A 17,518-nucleotide genomic window follows, 5' to 3' on the forward strand; every position below is an offset into this window, starting at 1 on the left:
ATATACTGGATCCTCTAGTATTCCAGTAATAAAGCTTTTTCCTTCATAGGCTTGTTTGACCTGCTTTTTAGGAACCGTGCACACCCCTCCAATAGGAAATTCCTTTTTAGAATCTTTAGAAAACCCGGTAATCATAGCTCTCGATACTTTCGGATTATCCACCATCAGGGTATATACATACAAAGCCCCAATTTTTTCCCGTGCATCCTCTAAGTAGGTTTCTATATCCGTATATTCTTGGCTCTTTACTGGGTTATTGAGGAAACGTTTATACGCCTCTATATCCATTGAGTCTGCAATAGACTTAGCAGCTACCAAGTTTTGATTCGCAACAGATTTCTGAACAGAATTTTTAATACTTAAATAAGTAGAAAACATGTTTAGAAGAATAAATAGTATTAATAAAATAATGGTCAAATAAAGAAATGCCCTTAACTTTTTATTTTTCATAGCATTAAATTTACCTCATCTCTAGCAGTTAAAAGTTAACGAACCCATTCTGAGTTTACTATATAAAGGGACAAAGAAATAGAGAAAAATCAAATCACCTCTATAATAGCAGGCTTATAAGACTATATTTAATCAAATAATTACCAGATAATTCACTTCGTTCTTTTGAATTTTTCTCAACTTGCTATGATCCTGAAACTCTTTACATTTCAAACTACTTTAAATCCAATTTTTATAAACTAAAAAAACCATTCCACTTCCTCATATTTTACAAATAAACTAATAAAATCCAACACCCAACTATACGTTCCCCCACCTAAACTATGTTATTAACATTCAAAAAAGCCAATAATATTCTATTGCCTCTTAAAATAAATAATTTTACCCTTTATATGAAAATATTTCAAGAATGAAAAGGTTTTATGAGTACAATACATGCCAATTTTTACATTATTTCATTTACCTTTTAGTAACATATTATCTAGCTCAACCAAAAACAGACTGTTTCACTCTTGCTGGCACTATTGAACTACTTATAGATTTTGAAAAAATCAAATTGAATTTGGCCTGTTCCTTAAGAATGAGGATAGAAACATTTGAAAGGGAACACCAAAGGTTCCCACTCATAGTCGTAGCTCACACCAGAAAAAACATCTGGATTCAATATCTTAATATCAAACAAGAAGGAATCAGAGAATAAGCGTCTGATTCCTTCTTAATTGGCACCTTATTCTATTTAATCGTACTAATAACTGCCCGCTCATACATTATCTTTGTTACTTGGTAATATAGTAGCTGAAGAAGAAAATAGGTTCCGATAACTATAGCCGAATAGCCGAGCAAATTAGAGCCCAATAAATTACTTAATGCGACGAAAGCAACGATCGCATGAATCATCCCAATTACAAAAGGAACAAAAAATAGAATGCGTATCTCAGCGCCTAGGATTTTGCGAATTTCTTTTCGTGTTAACCCCATTCGATTAAGAGCATTAATTTGGATTTTTTTATCTTCCAAATTCGTAAACACACGAAGATACATCATGCTTCCTTGGACGATAAAGAATAATAAACTGACAAACAGGCCGATAAATAGTGTTAACATACTTCCCTGCCTCACTTTCTCATAAATCGGTGCTCTTGTTTGCACTTTATTCTGTTCAGGGTTAATAGCTATTTTTTCGATTTTCTCAGATGCTTCTATTGCATCCTCCCAATCTTTAACTTCGTACCCGCGCACCCTTACCTTTTGTTTTAGAGGCACATTATCAGTAATATCAGTATACAACTTATCATCGACAACCATCAGAGTAGTTGCTAATCCGATTGGGGCTATTACGGTTTGATTCCGCTGCCCTAACATAGTTACCTGTATGATATTTTTTCCATAATGAAGTTCCTTTTGATCACCTCGTTGTACGAATTGAGAATCTAGTGTTGCATAAGGAAAAATAAATAACGCTTCATCTCCCGACAACTCGACAGGGTCTAGCTTTCGAAATGCTGCGACTTTGTTATAGTCTCTTTCCGAGATTAATAATGACTGATTTTCACTAGGTTCTCCTGTACCTATTTGGGGAATCATAGTTGTAACCGGCACACCTGTCACATTGACTTTGTAGGGTACCTTAAATCCATCTTTCTTTAAGGTTTTCTCTACTTCTGAAGGCTCAATAACGGAATAAACAGAAGCATCATTTTCTATCCAGCCGATTGCTTGTGGAATGTTATCCATCCCCTGCTTCTTTAAATCTGCAGTGAACATAAAAAGCGTTCCAGCCGCTGTCAAAATGACAGCGGTAATAATCGAAGTTAAAAAGAATAATCTCGAATAATTCTTAATATCAAAAATCAGGTTAGTTTGAGTAATTAAATTCGTCCCATTATATAAGCTTTTCTTCTTCCTATATAGCCTTCTGCACAAAGCAACAATACTTTGGCTGAATAAAGAATAAGTGCCAATCAGCACGAAAAATAGAATCGGCAGTACTCGTAGAAGTGAATTGTTTAATGTCATAGTAGCTGCCAAATAATAGGAAATACTTAAACAAATTACGGATAATACAATTAACCACTTTGACACGAATGGCATCTTTTTTGGTTTTTGTTTATCTTTTAGTAAATCGACTACCTCTAAATTTTCGATTTGTAACAAGGATAGGAGCGATAATAACTGAAATAATAAAAAGAAACCAACAATCGTATAAACAAATGCTTTAGGGACGAAGACAAATGCTAATGGTTCTTCGACCGCTAATAAAGACGAAACAATCATTAGAAACAACTTTGAAAATAAAAACCCCACCCCTAACCCAATCGCAATCGATACCAGAGACACAATCGTTTGCTCCATATAAATTAGTTTTCTAAGTTGAGATTTAGACATTCCAAATAGTGTAAGCAAACCAAACTCTTTTTTTCGTGGCTGTATAAAAGCAGCATTAGAATAAGCGATAAAGAAAACCGAAAAAACAATGATTACAATTTCAGCCGCAATAAGAGCAACACGCACAATCTGCCCGCCACTAATATTCGCATTGACAACGTCAGGATGAAAGATAAAGGATGCATAGATAAAAAAGATTGAAACGGAAAAGACAATGCTGAAAAAATAGGCAAGATAACGTTGGGTATTTCCTTGGATATTTCTCTTAGCGAGATGTCGAAGGTTCATGATAGCCACCTCCCAGTACACTCAACGTATCTAAAATCCGTTGATAGAAGCTCTGTCTTACCCCTCCATTGTGAACCTCTGAAAAGAACTTACCATCTTTAATAAATAGAATCCGATCACAAAAACTAGCAGCAGTTGGGTCATGGGTGACCATTAGTATGGATGCCCCTTTTTCCTTCTGAAGCGTTGTGAAGGTATCCATCACCTGCTTGGCAGATTTGGAATCTAAATTACCTGTCGGTTCGTCCGCTAATATAATGGATGGTTCGTGAATCATTGCTCTTGCACATGAGGTTCGTTGCTGTTGACCTCCAGAGATTTCAAAAGTCCGTTTATCTAAAATTCCCTCTATACTAAGAAGATGTGCCAACTGATTTACTCGATCTTCCATTTCTTGCTGTTTATAATGATCTAACGCTAAAGGAAGAAGAATATTTTCACGAACTGTGAGTGTATCAAGAAGGTTAAAATCTTGAAAAACAAAACCAATTTCCCTCCTGCGAAACAAAGCAAGATCACGGTTTTTCAATTCATTAGGGTTTTTTTCATTTAGAATAACTTTCCCAGAAGTGGGCCTATCAATGGTTGCCATTAGGTTCAGCAAAGTTGTTTTTCCGCTCCCAGATGGTCCCATCACTCCAACAAACTCCCCTTTTTGAACATCCATGGTAAAGTTGTCTAACGCTTTATGAAATAAATTTCCTTGCTTTTGAAAATAGGTTTTGGATAGTTGCTCTGTTTTTAATATCGCCATCTATATGACCTCCTCTTTCTAAAGTAAAGTATAAAGAATAAAGCAGGAGGCTCACATCGATGTTTATTACATAACCGCCTAACAACCTTACAATTTTGTCATCTTTCATGTAAGGTATTTGTGTTAAAGAGAAATTGCACTGTAGATCCCTCAGAAACAGTCGATTGAATGCTAACCCTATGTCCARGCCTGTTAACGATTTCCTTTACTAAGTATAATCCCATTCCCGTCGACTCTTGTTGTGTTCGTCCATTTTCTCCTGTGAAAAATGGATCAAACACTCGTTTTATGTCATGAGGGGCAATTCCTAAGCCTTGATCCGTAATGCAAAGGACAATATCACGATCTTTTTCTGTAATGCTGAACGTAATAGTATTCCCCACTCCCTGCCTTGAATACTTCAATGCATTAAAGACAACTTGACTGATGGCAAAGTGAAGCCACTTACGATCTGAATGCACTTGAAAATTCTCATTCTCAGTTTCAAGCTTGGGATAAATGGTCCGTTGAATGAACTGTTTTTTTTCCTCGTTAATTACTTGCTTGACTAGATTTATTAAATCAATCGGCTCGGCCTTTACATCTTCAGAAAAACGCTGCAGCCTTGCTCCGTGTAAAATAATTTCCAGCCCCCTGCGAAAACGGTCATTTTCCTCTCCAAGCTCTTTAAGAAAACCCTTCATCGACTCATCCGAAAATGTCCTTTTCCCTTCTTGAATTAGTAAAGAAATGACTGAAACAGGCGTCTTCATTTGATGAACCCATTGGTGAATCAAAAGCTCATATTGTTCCTTCATTTTTATTTGTTCTTGTAATTGCGTAATAGTAGCCTGGTTCATTTGCTGAAAAAGCTCAATCCATGCTTTTTGTTCCTTTGTCACAGGATTCATAAAGATTTCGACAAATTCAAAAGTCAAACTCGGTTCTTGCTTCATCCTTACTAACTGATTAAGAAAACGGTAATGCCTTATGTAATCAATCGCTAAAAATAGTAACAGCATAAAAATGGAGAGAACAATCATATAGAAGATATTAGATATCGATATCTGATTTCCCGCTTCTAGAATGACTAATACATATGTAACAATAAGTAAACATACTAATACAATGGTATAAAATATAAAATAAAGACGGTCTTTTATAAAGGAAAGTAGATTCACTTATCTTCACCTTGCATTACCTTGAGCCGATACCCCTTTCCTCTGCTGGTTTGAATGGCATGTTTGACGCCAATTTCTTCGAGTTTTCTCCGTACCCTTGTGACATTGACTGTCAAAGTATTATCATCAACAAATGAATCATCATTCCATAAAGCTTCAAGTAAATCTTCACGAGAAACAATGGTGTCGTACTGTCGAATTAAACAATTCAATAAACGAAACTCATTTTGGGTTAATATCGCCTGATTTTGCTGGTATTCAATCATCGCCTTTTCCGTATAAAGGGTTAATCCATCCATTTCTTTTACCTGTTGATGGAGTGATGATGTTCCCGCATACTCTCCATATGCCCGTCGAAGAGCACTCTTTATTTTCGCTAGTACGACTTCCAAATGGAATGGTTTTGTAATATAATCATCACCGCCATGTTCAATTGCCATGACTTGGTTCATTTCATCAGTCCTTGCTGAGATAAATAAAATGGGAACTTTTGAAATCGTCCTCATTTGGCGGCACCAATGGAAGCCATCAAAAAAAGGTAGATTAATATCCATTAAAACCAAATCAGGCTTCATCTCTTTAAACTCGACAAAGACATGGTCTAACCCCTTAGCTTCAGAAACTTCATACCCGTATCTTTTTAAATAATTGATTAAAATGGCAGCTATTTTGACATCGTCTTCAACCAAAAAGATTTTATACATCTTTTCCTCCTCTAACGAATAGTTAGAAATACCAAATTATACAAGTCACGAAATTAATATACCTATTCGAAAATGCACCTTTTGTTTATGTAATAATTTCCCTTCTACTCAGAAATCATATCAATCTGTTCTTTCTTTGTAAATTCACAATAAAAAACCTTGAAAGGTCAGAGCCAATCAAGGGGATTCAAATAAAATTAGATTTCCTCTGGGATCTTCAGTCCCTCAATGAAAGATTTAAAACTTTCTGCAACCTTATATATATTTTCATCCTGGCTTGATGGATCCGAATACCAACCCTGATCCCAGAAATAAACTCCTTTTTCCTCTTCGTTATATATTAGCAAGATTTTACCAGCATACGTGTCATTACCTATGATAATACAATTCTTATGTAAGTCTTTTTTATTCTCCTCATGCCATTTCTGTAAATCAAGCTCTTTTTCCTCAAGATCCAATCCATATAATACATTTAAACAAACGAGGGTGTCTAACGCATCCACATAAAACTTGCAGTTTTGTACAGTAGTGGTACCACCATTATATTCAAGGAGAAATTGTTTATAATCCGCAGGGATTTCAAAACCCACATACTTTTCAAAGTTATTTACTGCTTCTTGCGAGCCATTTCCGTATCCAGTAATATTTACCATTCTATCAACTCCATTTCAATTTTATGTGTAGCAACATACTATTAATATATTACTCTTCACTACATGCTAATCCTGATTCTTCAAAAAATATTCACTTCGAAATTTCAAATTAGGGGCTATTTTTGAGGTTTTTTAACATTATAGGTATCTTACCTATTACCTTTCAGCCAAAATTCAGTCTTTTTGCTAAAATAAATAGCCAAGTCGATTATTCTTTACCATGATAATTCACGGAATAAGTCCTGGCGACCATTAAAGCTTTGACAGCGCCCCCTAGCTCTTCTCTCGATGATACCCTTGAAAAATACTTTTTTTAAATATATTAACATAATTTTACTAATTTTTTCAGTATTTTCTGATATTTTTTTATTACAATTCTATGTCAACTTAAGAACAAACGTTGTTAAAAAAGGATTTCTCCCCGCTTAGAGCGAAAATAAATTTTGAAAAAATGTGTAGAATAAGGTCTTAAAACTAGAACATAAAACAAAAGATTTAGTCTATATAGCAAGAATAAAAGAAGCAAAAACACAGGTATTGGTTTTCAACATTCAATTGCTGTATCCTATCCAAAATATCAATAATCACCCCCCCTATTAAAAGGTTGAATGTGACGATTTTATGGCGTGGCGACCAAATATAGACTATTCGAGATTTATATTTACATTAGATATGGAGAACATATGAAAATAAAAGGAAGGCCCCTATTAAGCATATAAAATAAGTGCCTTCTTTAATTTATTTGTCATTTTACTAAAACCACAAGTTTGTTTAAGAATGGGGATTGCCGCAGCAACACCCATTCTTAAACTCATGCTCCCGATAACTGAATAAACACCTTTGATTCTCAAATATGGAATTAATTAAATATTAACTAATCTAATATGCATTTATTAAAACTGTTAATTGAATATATACCTTACAATTGCCATAAAGACTATTCCAGCTATTACTGTAACTGATAAACTCTTCGTCCATAAGGCTATAATTAGAGTTGGTACAATAACAGTAAGTACACTCCAATCAATTGATATTAGAGATTCATCTTCAATGATAATGCTGTCAACGACAAGTGCTGTAAGAATGCAAATAGGGATAAATGAAAGCCATTTAGTTATGGGTACCGGAAGAGTAATATTTCTTACAACCAAAAATGGAATAATTCTTGGAATAAGGGTTACAATTGCACATCCCAAAATTACAAGAATAATGGTTAAGTTAAAACTCATTTGTCTCTCATCACCCCAATTGTTGCAACAATAATAGTCGCTAAAATAATAGCTATATGAGAAGGAACAAACATACTTAGAAGGTACATTGTTATTACAACATACAGGACTAGAGATATGTAAAGCTTAAGTTTGCCTTCTTTAATGCTTTGTAATTGTAAAACAAGTAATGTCAAAAACATTGCTGTTAAAGCAAAGTCTAATCCAAATATTTCCGGATTAGAAATCCATTTACCAAAGATCGCTCCTAAAACGCAGGATATGATCCAGGATATATAGGCTGTTATGTTTAATCCATTCATCCATTGATCATTAATCTTTTCACCTTTAATAATTTTGTTAATGGCAACACCAAATGATTCATCCGTAACAAGTGCTCCAATACCAATATTTTTCATTAAAGAATATTTAGTAAAGTGAGGAGCTAGGGTCATACTTAATAAAAAATTTCGTAAATTCACAATAAAAGTTGTTAATATAATGACTGAAATTGGACTTCCTGACACTAATAATGCACAAATGATAAACTGAGATGCACCTGCATAAACTAATGTTGATAATAAAGCAATTTCTAATATACTCAGATTTGAAGATACTCCAACAATTCCTGCTGCAATTCCAATACTGATGTATCCTATTAAGGTTGGAATGCAATCTTTTACCCCTTGATGAAATGTAAGATTATTTTCTTCCATATCAATTACTTTTAACATTTCATTCATACCTCCTCGTTTGTTATATTGTACATTTGTATGTTATAATAAACAATAAAAAGTTTAATGGAGGATTATTTATGGAACCTATTGAAGAGATTATAGCCAATAATCTTGTCAATTTAAGAAAAAAACGAGGATTGAGTTTAGATAAAGTAGCTGATCTTACGGGAGTTAGCAAAGCGATGTTAGCTCAAATTGAAAAAGGGAAATCTAGTCCAACCGTCACTACTCTATGGAAAATTGCAAATGGATTGCAAGTATCTTTTTCTGTTTTTATGAAGGAAGCTGTAAAGCCACAAATTGAAAAAATAAACATTAATCAACTACCTCCAGTAATCGATAATAATGGAAATTATCTTGTCTATTCTATCTTCCCATATCATCCAGAAAAAAAATTCGAAATTTTTACAGTAGACTTAAAGCCTGGATATAGTCATATATCAGAAAAGCATCTGGGTGAAGAATATATACTGATAAAAAGTGGTGAACTTACAATCGATATACATGGTAAGGAGTTTGTATTAACTACTAATGAAACAATTAACTTTAGTTCTAGTGCTGAACATAGCTATATAAACTCTTCAAAAGAACTAGTTAGTTTTTACATATTTATCTATTATCCTGACGACATTCATTAATGAAGTTCTAAAATAGACGAACGTATATGCTGCCCTTCATAGTTAGTGACTTATGGAATGATGTATAAAACTTTTAATATTAATTAATCTAAGGTAGATAAAAAAATGCTCACATTTCACTTGAAATGTGGGCATTTTTGGGTTTAGAAGATACTCATAAAGACTCATTCTTGTTCAATTACTCTTGTTTTCATCTTCAATATAATCCTGACATTAATATAGGAGCTAGCTTTCATGTCGCTTCTTGTATTAAATTATATGCTTTTTTACACCCGAAAGGATAGCTTGGAAACGCATTAAATTCAACATCGATAGTTCTGGAATTGCTCAGTTTTTATAAGCTCTAAGACAAATAGAAAGACAGTTTAGTATAACAAAAGAGGATTTTTTGATTTTATTAGAGCCCACTTGTGGACATTATTCATATTTGGTTCAACAGGCTTTACTAAATGAAGTGTATGATTTGTTCCAAGTTGAAAATAAATCTGTTAGAGAATTTCGCAAAAATAATTTAGGGATCAATGAAACTCAGATTCAATGGGTGCAAAGGTAGTGTCTTTTAGGGATGGCATAAGCTATTACATCTTCATGCAAGGCTTTACCCTTATTAGACCACAAACGGTATTACAATCCTTATTTAGAACCGTTATGCGATATTGGTATTTAAATATTCAACTTACTCGAAGCAAAAATCAAGTTCAAAAATTATTATAGGTTACTCACCCAGTTTTGAACAAAGCTTTCAAGAAATTGGGTTCTCCTTCTGTTATGAAATAGTTATAGAATATCCTATTGGGTTACACACGAAAGCATCGACTGAAGAGAAATTATACAAAGCTATATCAAAAGCAGGTGCAAAAAATGTTGCGAAGAAGGCTGCAGAAACACTAGTAGAAGTTATGCCCAATACTGAACATCTCGTTGGAAGGCAGCAGTGGATAATAAAGAGTGAAAACTTCGTTCTATTTATTCGTGTTCGTAGATATGAATGAATAGAACGAATTGGAGGAGGATAAATGAAAGCAATTGTGTATACAAAGTACGGTCCACCCGACGTTCTTCAGTTGAAAGAGGTAAAAAAACCTACTCCTAAGGAAAATGAAATACTGGTAAAAGTAAAAGCGACTACCGTAACAGTAGCAGATATTCGGTCAAGGAGTTTTACAGTTCCTCTTTCTGTTTGGCTGCCTGCTCGAATAACACTTGGTTTTAGACGTCCCAAAAAATCTATATTGGGTTTGGAGTTATCTGGGGAAGTTGAGTCAGTAGGTAAAGATGTCAAGCAGTTTAAGAAAGGTGACCAGGTTTTTGCAGCTTCCCAAATTGGTTATGGTGCTTATGCCGAGTATAAGTGTCTACCTGAAAATGGACCAGTATCTATTAAACCCAACAATTTATCTTTTGAGGAAGCCGCTGCCATTCCAATTGGGGCACGAACAGCATTGTTTTATCTTAGAAAAGCTAACATTAAGAGTGGTCAAAAGGTTCTTGTCTATGGTGCTTCAGGAAGTGTAGGAAGTTATGCAGTACAGATTGCCAAGTATTTCGGAGCAGATGTTACAGGGGTATGCAGTACCACGAATTTAGAATTGGTAAAATCTCTGGGAGCCGATCAGGTAATTGATTACACTAGAGAAGATTTTTCGAGTAAGGGCGAGACTTACGATGTTATTTTTGAAGCGGTAGACAAGAGTTCGTTTTCAGCTTGTATGAAATCCCTAAAGAAGGACGGAACCTATATAAACGTCACAGTACCATTACCTGGTGTGCGAATGCTATGGACCAAATTGACAAGCAACAGGAAATTAATTTTGGGTCAAAATTCACCTGAAAATTCCGAAGCTCTAAACTTCCTCAAAGAACTTGTTGAGACGGGGAAGTTAAAAGTGGTCATTGACAGATACTATGCGTTTGAAGAGATAGTTGAAGCTCATAGATATGTCGAGAAAGGACACAAGAAGGGAAATGTCGTCATAACTGTGGAACATAATAGCAAATCCTAATAAATGGAGCACTATTCTATCAATGATTAGGTCAATGGAATCTGTTTATGGGTTAGGAAACCATTGAAACACAAGAGTGAGTTTTCAATTATGATAACATCAAGCTATCATTAAGCTAACGGGTGCTTTTCTTGAATAAACACCAATCCGAATCCTTTTCCCTTATTCATTAAGATGCAAAAAATCCCTACTTTTTAATCGCAAACAGGGATTTTTTCTTTGTTTAAATATTGCGTTTTTCTCAAAGCACTACACTACATTGAAGAAGAAAATACTTAAACTACTTTAATCGCTTCTTCAATTGTTTCAAATGGAATGATTCACTCACCAACGGTCCACACTTCCTTCAAACTACTTTATTTTTCCTTGGAGGATTTAACACAGTATGTTTAAATCAGCCTTATCCCTACCTCCGTCGAAAACCAAAGATGCTCCTACCCAAGTTTCTTATCCTAGATAGGCTTTAGCATCCACCATGCACCTAACTTCGGTATTTACCTCAAGTGGTCCCTCCTACTTTTAATTTCAGTTGGATTTGAATATACTCACTGAGCTCACTGCTTTAAATTGCCTAGATCCGTTTGAAGAACTTTAACCTCAGAGATTTTTTTGAAAAGTTTTCGTGTTTGAAAGCTTTTATACGCTTATGACACTATCCACATTCCAAATTTAATTCCCTAGAAATGAAGCATAAACGATAATCCAAAATAAAAAACAATATTTAATGAAGTAAAAATTATACTATCTACCTCATTCCTCTCACTTGCGGATCCAAGATTGCCTCAAAATGTATTTTTGATATTTAGAAATGCATTAATAAAATCCCTTTCCTGAATATATCAACGATACAATAAGAAAAGAAAAAAACTTTATTAAGTAAGGATCTGTGCCTCATTTACTTAACTTTTAGTCTTTAACAACTGGTCAGTAAAAGCCGCAAGAAGTTCATGGTTCCTCTTTAACTTTTTTCTCATATGAACAAAATAATTAGTTTCTAAAAAATCCTGAATAACAACTATAAATTCTAGTAATCCTAATGACATGGAGTACACGTGAAAACGTCCAATTATTATTTGTTTGGTACTAACATTATTTCAAGGAAGTAAAGTGTCTCCTACTTTTGGTGTTAATTCACAAAAATTGATGCAATAAAATGCTGTTACTGAGGAGGAAGAAGTCTATTTAAATCCCCATGGGAATAAGTGTTATACATAGAATACTTCTAATGTTTTCTTGAAATATTAAGATGAATGATAAATCCCAAATACTAACTTAAATTAATAACTTTAAAGTTATATTCATATCATAAAAAATATATTTGAAATTAAGTGTATAGAGTCGTATGATAAGTAGTGAAGATTTAAATTTAATACAAAGCAAATTAAGTTTAACGTAAAGGGGAAATAGATATGGTAGATGTAGCTTCAAAAACTAAGCCTGAACAAGAATCATTTAATTTCACTGCAAACCAAGAACAACTGGATATTCTGGATCAGCTTTTAAAGCCTGAGGTTCAGGAATCATTGAATACTTTAGTTGAGCAATTGCCAAAATTGACTGAACTAGTAAGTATCTTGACAAAGTCTTATGATTTTGCTCAATCAGTAGCAACTGATGAAGTATTAAAAAAGGATACGGTTAGTGCGATTACAGAAATCGCTGTACCTGTAGTTGATTCAGTGAAAGGGCTTGCAGCTAATGCAATCGAAGCTAAAGATCGTGCAGAAGAAAACAATGATGTAATCGGTCTTTTCGGTTTGTTAAGAATGATGAAAGACCCACAAGCACAAAAGCTTTTCCGTTTCGCGAGTGCTTTTCTTGAAATCTCAGCAGAACGAAATAGTCTAAAAAAATAAATTTTTAAACTTTCAATTAGTAAGGACGGGGGATTAATATGTCAAAACAAATCGTCATTTTAGGTGCAGGCTATGCTGGATTGCTATCTGCATTAACTGTTCGCGAATATTTTAATAAAGATGAAGTCCAAGTAACAGTGGTGAACCAATACCCAACACACCAAATCATCACAGAACTTCACCGTCTTGCAGGCGGATCAATTTCTGAACCAGCTGTTTCTATACCTTTAGAGAAACTTTTCAAAGGAAAAGATATCGATCTTACCATTTCGAAAGTGGAATCTTTCTCAGTAGATAAAAAAGAAGTAAAACTTTCTAATGGTTCTACTTTATCATACGATGCTCTTGTTGTAGCTTTAGGTAGCCAAACAGGATTCTTTGGTATTCCAGGACTTGAAGAAAATAGCATGGTGCTAAAATCTGTAAATGATGCTAACAAAATTTACAAACATATCGAAGATCGTATTCGTGAATATGCACAAACAAAAAATGAAGCAGATGCAACGATTGTAATCGGCGGCGGTGGATTAACTGGCGTTGAGTTAGTTGGTGAAATCGTTGATCATTTCCCTAAAATCGCTAAACAATTTGGCGTAGACTTCAAAGACTTGAAAATCAAGCTTGTAGAAGCTGGTCCAAAAATCCTTCCAGTATTACCTGATCCTTTAATTGAACGTGCAGTGGTAAGCTTAGAAGCACGTGGCGTTGAATTCTTAACAGGTCTGCCTGTTACGGGTGTTAAAGGAAATGAAATTGCTTTGAAAGATGGACAAACTATCGTTGCTAATACGCTTGTTTGGACTGGTGGCGTTGCTGCTCTTCCTATCGTTGGTGAATCAGGTCTTGAAGTAGATCGTGGTAAAGCAACTGTAAATGAGTATCTACAATCTAAATCTCATAATGACGTATTTGTTGTAGGAGATAGTGCTGTTGCTTTCCCTCCAGAAGGTGGCCGCCCATACGCACCAACTGCACAAAATGCTTGGCAAATGGGAGAACTTGTTGGTTACAACCTATATGCAGCATTAGAAGGCAAAAAACTAGAAGAATTTTCACCTGTAAACTCAGGAACACTTGCTAGCCTTGGTCGTAAGGATGCTGTTGCTACAGTTGGAGCTAATAACACTCCACTTAAAGGTCTACCAGCTTCATTAATGAAAGAAGCAAGTAATGTTCGTTACCTGTCTCATATTAAGGCAATGTTCAGCCTTGCTTATTAAGTGAAATGTTGAACTAAAGAAATGTAATATTGCACTATGATTGAAAGCTTCCATTTTAAATGATTATTTTTAAATGGAAGCTTGGAAATCAAGTATTCCATGAACTGGAACAAGGGAAACGTGAAGTGAAGTAAAATAATTGATTGCTTGATCGAGGGTCATACTCACAATAGCTATTCTAGATATTTTTTCTCAGTCCCGTGGTCCAGTTCATATAGATTATTAAGGATTTTTCAATGACACGTCTGCAACTACACCAAAAACTTCATTAACCCAAGTCTCTTGGCTTTCCTCCCCTACTTCACAAATCCTGAACCGTTATTTATAGAAAATACCTACATAAAATAACCCCCAATTTAGAGAAATTCCATACATTATCTAAGGATAGAAAGAGACCATTCATCTGCATGAATGGTCTCTTTTTGTAAAAAATCTTTGCCCCTAAAAGAACCTACTAAATAGCTTGGTTGATGCCAAATCTAAGGATAAAACCCTCTGGCAATCTTGCGTTTGTCAAAATCCTGGTTTCCTTTAAGCGATTGCTATTATAGGAAGATACTTGCATCAAATCTTCATCCATATAAGCAGGATGTGTCATTATTTCCACACTTTGCCCATCGATTACCCGACCCTTGAGATTTTGAAAATAATCTTCAACCACCGTTTCTCCATAAAAATCATCAAGAAAAACATCTGTAACGGTTTGGATACCAGCAAAATGTTTTCCAGCATTACGCACAGGAAGTTGATATTTCTCTGTCAGATTTTTTACAACCGGCAGAAAATTTTCAATCCCGTGTACATGATGATGGCTGTCTAAATGAGACGGATAAAGACCAAATTCTAAAAATCTTTCAATCTGAGCTGACCATTCTCTTTCCAATTCAAGCAAAGAAATGTCGGCTGGTTCACCATATACCACCCCTTGTTTCTTGAAGTGTCCGGAATCGTCAATTAAACTCGGCACTTCGCTCAATAAAGGTGTCCCCCATGTCAATACCAAGTGTATACCGACTTTCAACGAGGGGGTCCTCTTTGCGATTTCAAACGCATGCTCCGTTGCTTTTGCATTCATCATGATCGTTGTTGAATTGACAATTCCATATTTGTGGCTATCCAAAATTCCATAATTTACTGATTTAGTTAACCCGAAATCATCTGCATTTACAAGAACTTCAATCATGATAGGTTATCCTGCAATTCCTTTTTTTCAAAAAACTGTGGTAAGAAATCTTTATGCGCCTCAAGCATTTCGTCTAAAATAAGTTTCGCAACCCGGTCACTTGGAACGAGAGGATTAATCGTCATAGCAAGCAATGCAGTATCATAGTTACCTGAGATTGCRGCTTCGATGGACACTCTTTCAAATGACTTGATTTGCTGGATTAGACCACGAATCGCCACTGGAAGCTCTCCTACGTTAATTGGTTTCGGACCATCCTTAGTAATCACACAGCTAATTTCAATAGCCGAACCATATGGAATTCCCTCAATTGCACCATGGTTGATAGTATTTACCGCTTGAATGTCACACTTATCCGAATGCATTGAGCAAATTAAACGCACTGCTGCATCGCTGTAGTAAGCGCCTCCTCGCTCTTCAAGCTGTGGTGGCTTAATAGCCAGCCCCTTATCTTTGTATAGCTCGAATAATCCTTCTTCAAGCTTTTGAACCACCTCAGCGCGTGTTTCTCCTTTTTCAGCATCCTTCAACTCTTGAGCAAGCACATCTCCTGTTTTATAATAGTAGTTGTGGTATGGACAAGGGAACAAATTTAATGCTCTAAGGAATTCTGGCTCCCAGCCCATTGCGTGAATATTCTTCATTGTAACGGCTTTAGCTGGATCTGTTATCAGATTAATGATTTGATCTTTCACACTTTTCCCATCAACGAATACATCGAGGCCGTAAACCATATGGTTCAAACCAGCAAAGTCGATCCGCACTCTTGAGGGCTCCACGTTCATTAAATCCGCTACTCCACGCTCCATACCAATCGGTACATTGCAAAGTCCGATGACTTTGGTAATATTACTGTGACGTAACACAGCTTCCGTTACCATACCAGCAGGGTTTGTGAAGTTAATCAACCATGCATCCGGACAAACTTCCTCCATCTCACGAGCTATATCAAGAATAATAGGAATTGTTCTAAATGCCTTGAAAAGTCCACCTGGTCCGTTCGTCTCCTGTCCAATAACTCCGTGTTTCAGTGGAATCTTTTCATCAAGAGCCCTAGCAGCGAGCTGACCAACACGTAGCTGAGTTGTTACATAGTCAGCTCCTTTAAGCGCTTTCTTTCTGTCTAAGGTTAGATGAACATCAATCTTTACACCAGCCTTTTCAACCATCCTTCTTGCTAAGTCCCCAACAATTTCTAGCTTTTCCTTTCCCGCTTCGATATCCACAAGCCAAATCTCGCTTACAGGAAGCTCTTCATGGTATTTAATGAAACCTTCAATCAGTTCCGGCGTATAGCTCGAGCCACCGCCAATTGTGACAATTTTTAACCCCTTACTCATTCTGCTGTCCCCTCCTTCACAGCATCTGCATTTAAAAACTCTTCACGCAGATCAATCATTTCTATCGCAAGATCCTTTACCGTCATGGCTGTCATCAAATGATCCTGAGCATGCACGAGGAGAATTGGAAGGTCAAATTGGTCTCCGCCTGCTTCTGCATGGATTAATTGAGTTTGAAATTTATGGGCTTGTAATAATTCTGTTTCTGCCTCAGCGATTTTCAATCTAGCAGAATTAAATTCTTTTTTCTTCGCTTCTTGCATAGCTTCCATTGCGAAGCTTCTCGCATTTCCACTATATAAAATCAGTTGAAATGATAATTGGTATAATTCTTCTTTTTCCACTTTTATCACTACTTTCTTAAACGTTTAGCGTTTCTGAATCTTTTGTAAGCTCTGTTTTATTTTTTGTGTCTATCTTCACTTGGGCATAAACGAATGGTAAATAAATCACTGTTGAAATGACTAAATTTATAGCAGCTAATACCGCTCCCGACATATGTCCCCCTGTAGCAAGAAATCCTCCAATAATCGGTGGTGTAACCCAAGGTATCTTAGCGACAATTGGAAAAACCATTCCGCTACTTACTGCTATATAAGAAATAACTGTTGTAATTACTGGACCGAGGACAAATGGTATGAACCACATTGGGTTCAGAACAATAGGCAATCCGAATAGAATGGGTTCGTTAATCTGGAACACCCCTGGTGCCCCTCCAAGTGCAATCATCTGTTTATAACGTTTTCGTCCGGCAATGATCATTGCAATGATCAGACCCAATGTTGCTCCAGATCCACCTAAATAAACAAATGCATCTAGGAAAGAACCTGCCAGTACTCCGTATTGGTCCATATCTTTGACACCTTGTGCGTATAAATCAATATTTTTCACTCCCGAACTTTCAAAAAGYGGTGTTGTAATTCCACCAAGGATATTTGG

The 17,518-nt window shown here is 35.5% G+C and carries 15 protein-coding genes and 2 pseudogenes; 5 read left to right on the forward strand and 12 right to left on the reverse strand.

Annotation, left to right across the window (positions count from 1 at the left end):
- From AC1DUW_RS11100 to AC1DUW_RS11135, 8 genes and pseudogenes are all read right to left on the reverse strand, one after another.
- Positions 1-450: pseudogene (locus AC1DUW_RS11100) on the reverse strand (histidine kinase); the annotation flags it as partial.
- Positions 451-1,182: 732 nt separating this feature from the next.
- Positions 1,183-3,123 (reverse strand): FtsX-like permease family protein, encoded by a 1,941-nt coding sequence (locus AC1DUW_RS11105; protein ID WP_053345428.1) that lies wholly within the window; start codon positions 3,121-3,123, stop codon positions 1,183-1,185.
- Positions 3,101-3,877 carry an ABC transporter ATP-binding protein gene (locus AC1DUW_RS11110; RefSeq protein ID WP_053345427.1) on the reverse strand — a complete coding sequence of 259 codons (777 nt, stop codon included), beginning with the start codon at positions 3,875-3,877 and terminating at the stop codon, positions 3,101-3,103. Before AC1DUW_RS11110 ends, AC1DUW_RS11105 begins: the two co-directional genes overlap by 23 nt.
- A gap of 98 nt (positions 3,878-3,975) precedes the next feature.
- Positions 3,976-5,037: a sensor histidine kinase gene (locus AC1DUW_RS11115; protein ID WP_477642540.1), complete on the reverse strand. Its 1,062-nt coding sequence runs from the start codon at positions 5,035-5,037 to the stop codon at positions 3,976-3,978.
- Positions 5,034-5,741, reverse strand: coding sequence for a response regulator transcription factor (locus AC1DUW_RS11120; protein WP_053345425.1), 708 nt, complete (start codon positions 5,739-5,741; stop codon positions 5,034-5,036). The genes AC1DUW_RS11115 and AC1DUW_RS11120 overlap by 4 nt, the downstream gene beginning before the upstream one ends.
- Before the next feature lie 197 nt (positions 5,742-5,938).
- Positions 5,939-6,394 (reverse strand): SMI1/KNR4 family protein, encoded by a 456-nt coding sequence (locus AC1DUW_RS11125; protein ID WP_053345424.1) that lies wholly within the window; start codon positions 6,392-6,394, stop codon positions 5,939-5,941.
- Between the two features lie 902 nt (positions 6,395-7,296).
- Positions 7,297-7,623 carry an AzlD domain-containing protein gene (locus AC1DUW_RS11130; protein ID WP_053345423.1) on the reverse strand — a complete coding sequence of 109 codons (327 nt, stop codon included), beginning with the start codon at positions 7,621-7,623 and terminating at the stop codon, positions 7,297-7,299.
- Positions 7,620-8,336: an AzlC family ABC transporter permease gene (locus AC1DUW_RS11135; RefSeq protein WP_407946249.1), complete on the reverse strand. Its 717-nt coding sequence runs from the start codon at positions 8,334-8,336 to the stop codon at positions 7,620-7,622. Before AC1DUW_RS11135 ends, AC1DUW_RS11130 begins: the two co-directional genes overlap by 4 nt.
- Positions 8,337-8,416: 80 nt before the next feature.
- Between AC1DUW_RS11135 and AC1DUW_RS11140 the strand changes: the two genes are divergently transcribed.
- The 5 genes and pseudogenes from AC1DUW_RS11140 to AC1DUW_RS11160 all read left to right on the forward strand — a co-directional run bounded on the left by AC1DUW_RS11140 (position 8,417) and on the right by AC1DUW_RS11160 (position 14,056).
- On the forward strand, positions 8,417-8,977 hold the full coding sequence (locus AC1DUW_RS11140) for a helix-turn-helix domain-containing protein (protein WP_053345421.1): 561 nt from the start codon (positions 8,417-8,419) through the stop codon (positions 8,975-8,977).
- 212 nt (positions 8,978-9,189) lie between these two features.
- Positions 9,190-9,924, forward strand: a pseudogene (locus AC1DUW_RS11145) (IS110 family transposase); the annotation flags it as partial.
- A gap of 69 nt (positions 9,925-9,993) precedes the next feature.
- Positions 9,994-10,980: an NAD(P)-dependent alcohol dehydrogenase gene (locus AC1DUW_RS11150; protein WP_053345420.1), complete on the forward strand. Its 987-nt coding sequence runs from the start codon at positions 9,994-9,996 to the stop codon at positions 10,978-10,980.
- Positions 10,981-12,389: 1,409 nt separating this feature from the next.
- Positions 12,390-12,836 carry a DUF1641 domain-containing protein gene (locus AC1DUW_RS11155; RefSeq protein WP_053345419.1) on the forward strand — a complete coding sequence of 149 codons (447 nt, stop codon included), beginning with the start codon at positions 12,390-12,392 and terminating at the stop codon, positions 12,834-12,836.
- Between the two features lie 38 nt (positions 12,837-12,874).
- On the forward strand, positions 12,875-14,056 hold the full coding sequence (locus tag AC1DUW_RS11160; RefSeq protein WP_053345418.1) for an NAD(P)/FAD-dependent oxidoreductase: 1,182 nt from the start codon (positions 12,875-12,877) through the stop codon (positions 14,054-14,056).
- 454 nt (positions 14,057-14,510) lie between these two features.
- On the opposite strand, the gene chbG is transcribed toward AC1DUW_RS11160, so the two are convergent.
- From chbG to AC1DUW_RS11180, 4 genes are all read right to left on the reverse strand, one after another.
- Complete coding sequence (chbG, locus tag AC1DUW_RS11165) at positions 14,511-15,239, reverse strand: chitin disaccharide deacetylase (RefSeq protein WP_477642541.1); 729 nt, start codon at positions 15,237-15,239, stop codon at positions 14,511-14,513.
- Positions 15,236-16,579: a 6-phospho-beta-glucosidase gene (locus AC1DUW_RS11170; protein WP_053345416.1), complete on the reverse strand. Its 1,344-nt coding sequence runs from the start codon at positions 16,577-16,579 to the stop codon at positions 15,236-15,238. Before AC1DUW_RS11170 ends, chbG begins: the two co-directional genes overlap by 4 nt.
- Complete coding sequence (locus tag AC1DUW_RS11175) at positions 16,576-16,923, reverse strand: PTS sugar transporter subunit IIA (RefSeq protein ID WP_053345415.1); 348 nt, start codon at positions 16,921-16,923, stop codon at positions 16,576-16,578. The genes AC1DUW_RS11170 and AC1DUW_RS11175 overlap by 4 nt, the downstream gene beginning before the upstream one ends.
- 16 nt (positions 16,924-16,939) lie before the next feature.
- The coding region (locus AC1DUW_RS11180) for a PTS transporter subunit EIIC (RefSeq protein ID WP_477642542.1) at positions 16,940-17,518 on the reverse strand (579 nt) is incomplete at its 5' end.

This window comes from Peribacillus sp. P4_C12 (assembly GCF_056402095.1).

Excerpts from the sequence above, each read along its gene's own strand:
- AC1DUW_RS11105 (WP_053345428.1), bottom strand. The coding sequence starts at position 3,123 with ATGAACCTTCGACATCTCGCTAAGAGAAATATCCAAGGAAATACCCAA.
- AC1DUW_RS11140 (WP_053345421.1), top strand. The coding sequence starts at position 8,417 with ATGGAACCTATTGAAGAGATTATAGCCAATAATCTTGTCAATTTAAGA.
- AC1DUW_RS11160 (WP_053345418.1), top strand. The coding sequence starts at position 12,875 with ATGTCAAAACAAATCGTCATTTTAGGTGCAGGCTATGCTGGATTGCTA.
- AC1DUW_RS11135 (WP_407946249.1), bottom strand. The coding sequence starts at position 8,336 with ATGTTAAAAGTAATTGATATGGAAGAAAATAATCTTACATTTCATCAA.
- AC1DUW_RS11125 (WP_053345424.1), bottom strand. The coding sequence starts at position 6,394 with ATGGTAAATATTACTGGATACGGAAATGGCTCGCAAGAAGCAGTAAAT.
- AC1DUW_RS11130 (WP_053345423.1), bottom strand. The coding sequence starts at position 7,623 with ATGAGTTTTAACTTAACCATTATTCTTGTAATTTTGGGATGTGCAATT.
- AC1DUW_RS11120 (WP_053345425.1), bottom strand. The coding sequence starts at position 5,741 with ATGTATAAAATCTTTTTGGTTGAAGACGATGTCAAAATAGCTGCCATT.
- AC1DUW_RS11150 (WP_053345420.1), top strand. The coding sequence starts at position 9,994 with ATGAAAGCAATTGTGTATACAAAGTACGGTCCACCCGACGTTCTTCAG.
- AC1DUW_RS11155 (WP_053345419.1), top strand. The coding sequence starts at position 12,390 with ATGGTAGATGTAGCTTCAAAAACTAAGCCTGAACAAGAATCATTTAAT.
- chbG (WP_477642541.1), bottom strand. The coding sequence starts at position 15,239 with ATGATTGAAGTTCTTGTAAATGCAGATGATTTCGGGTTAACTAAATCA.
- AC1DUW_RS11110 (WP_053345427.1), bottom strand. The coding sequence starts at position 3,877 with ATGGCGATATTAAAAACAGAGCAACTATCCAAAACCTATTTTCAAAAG.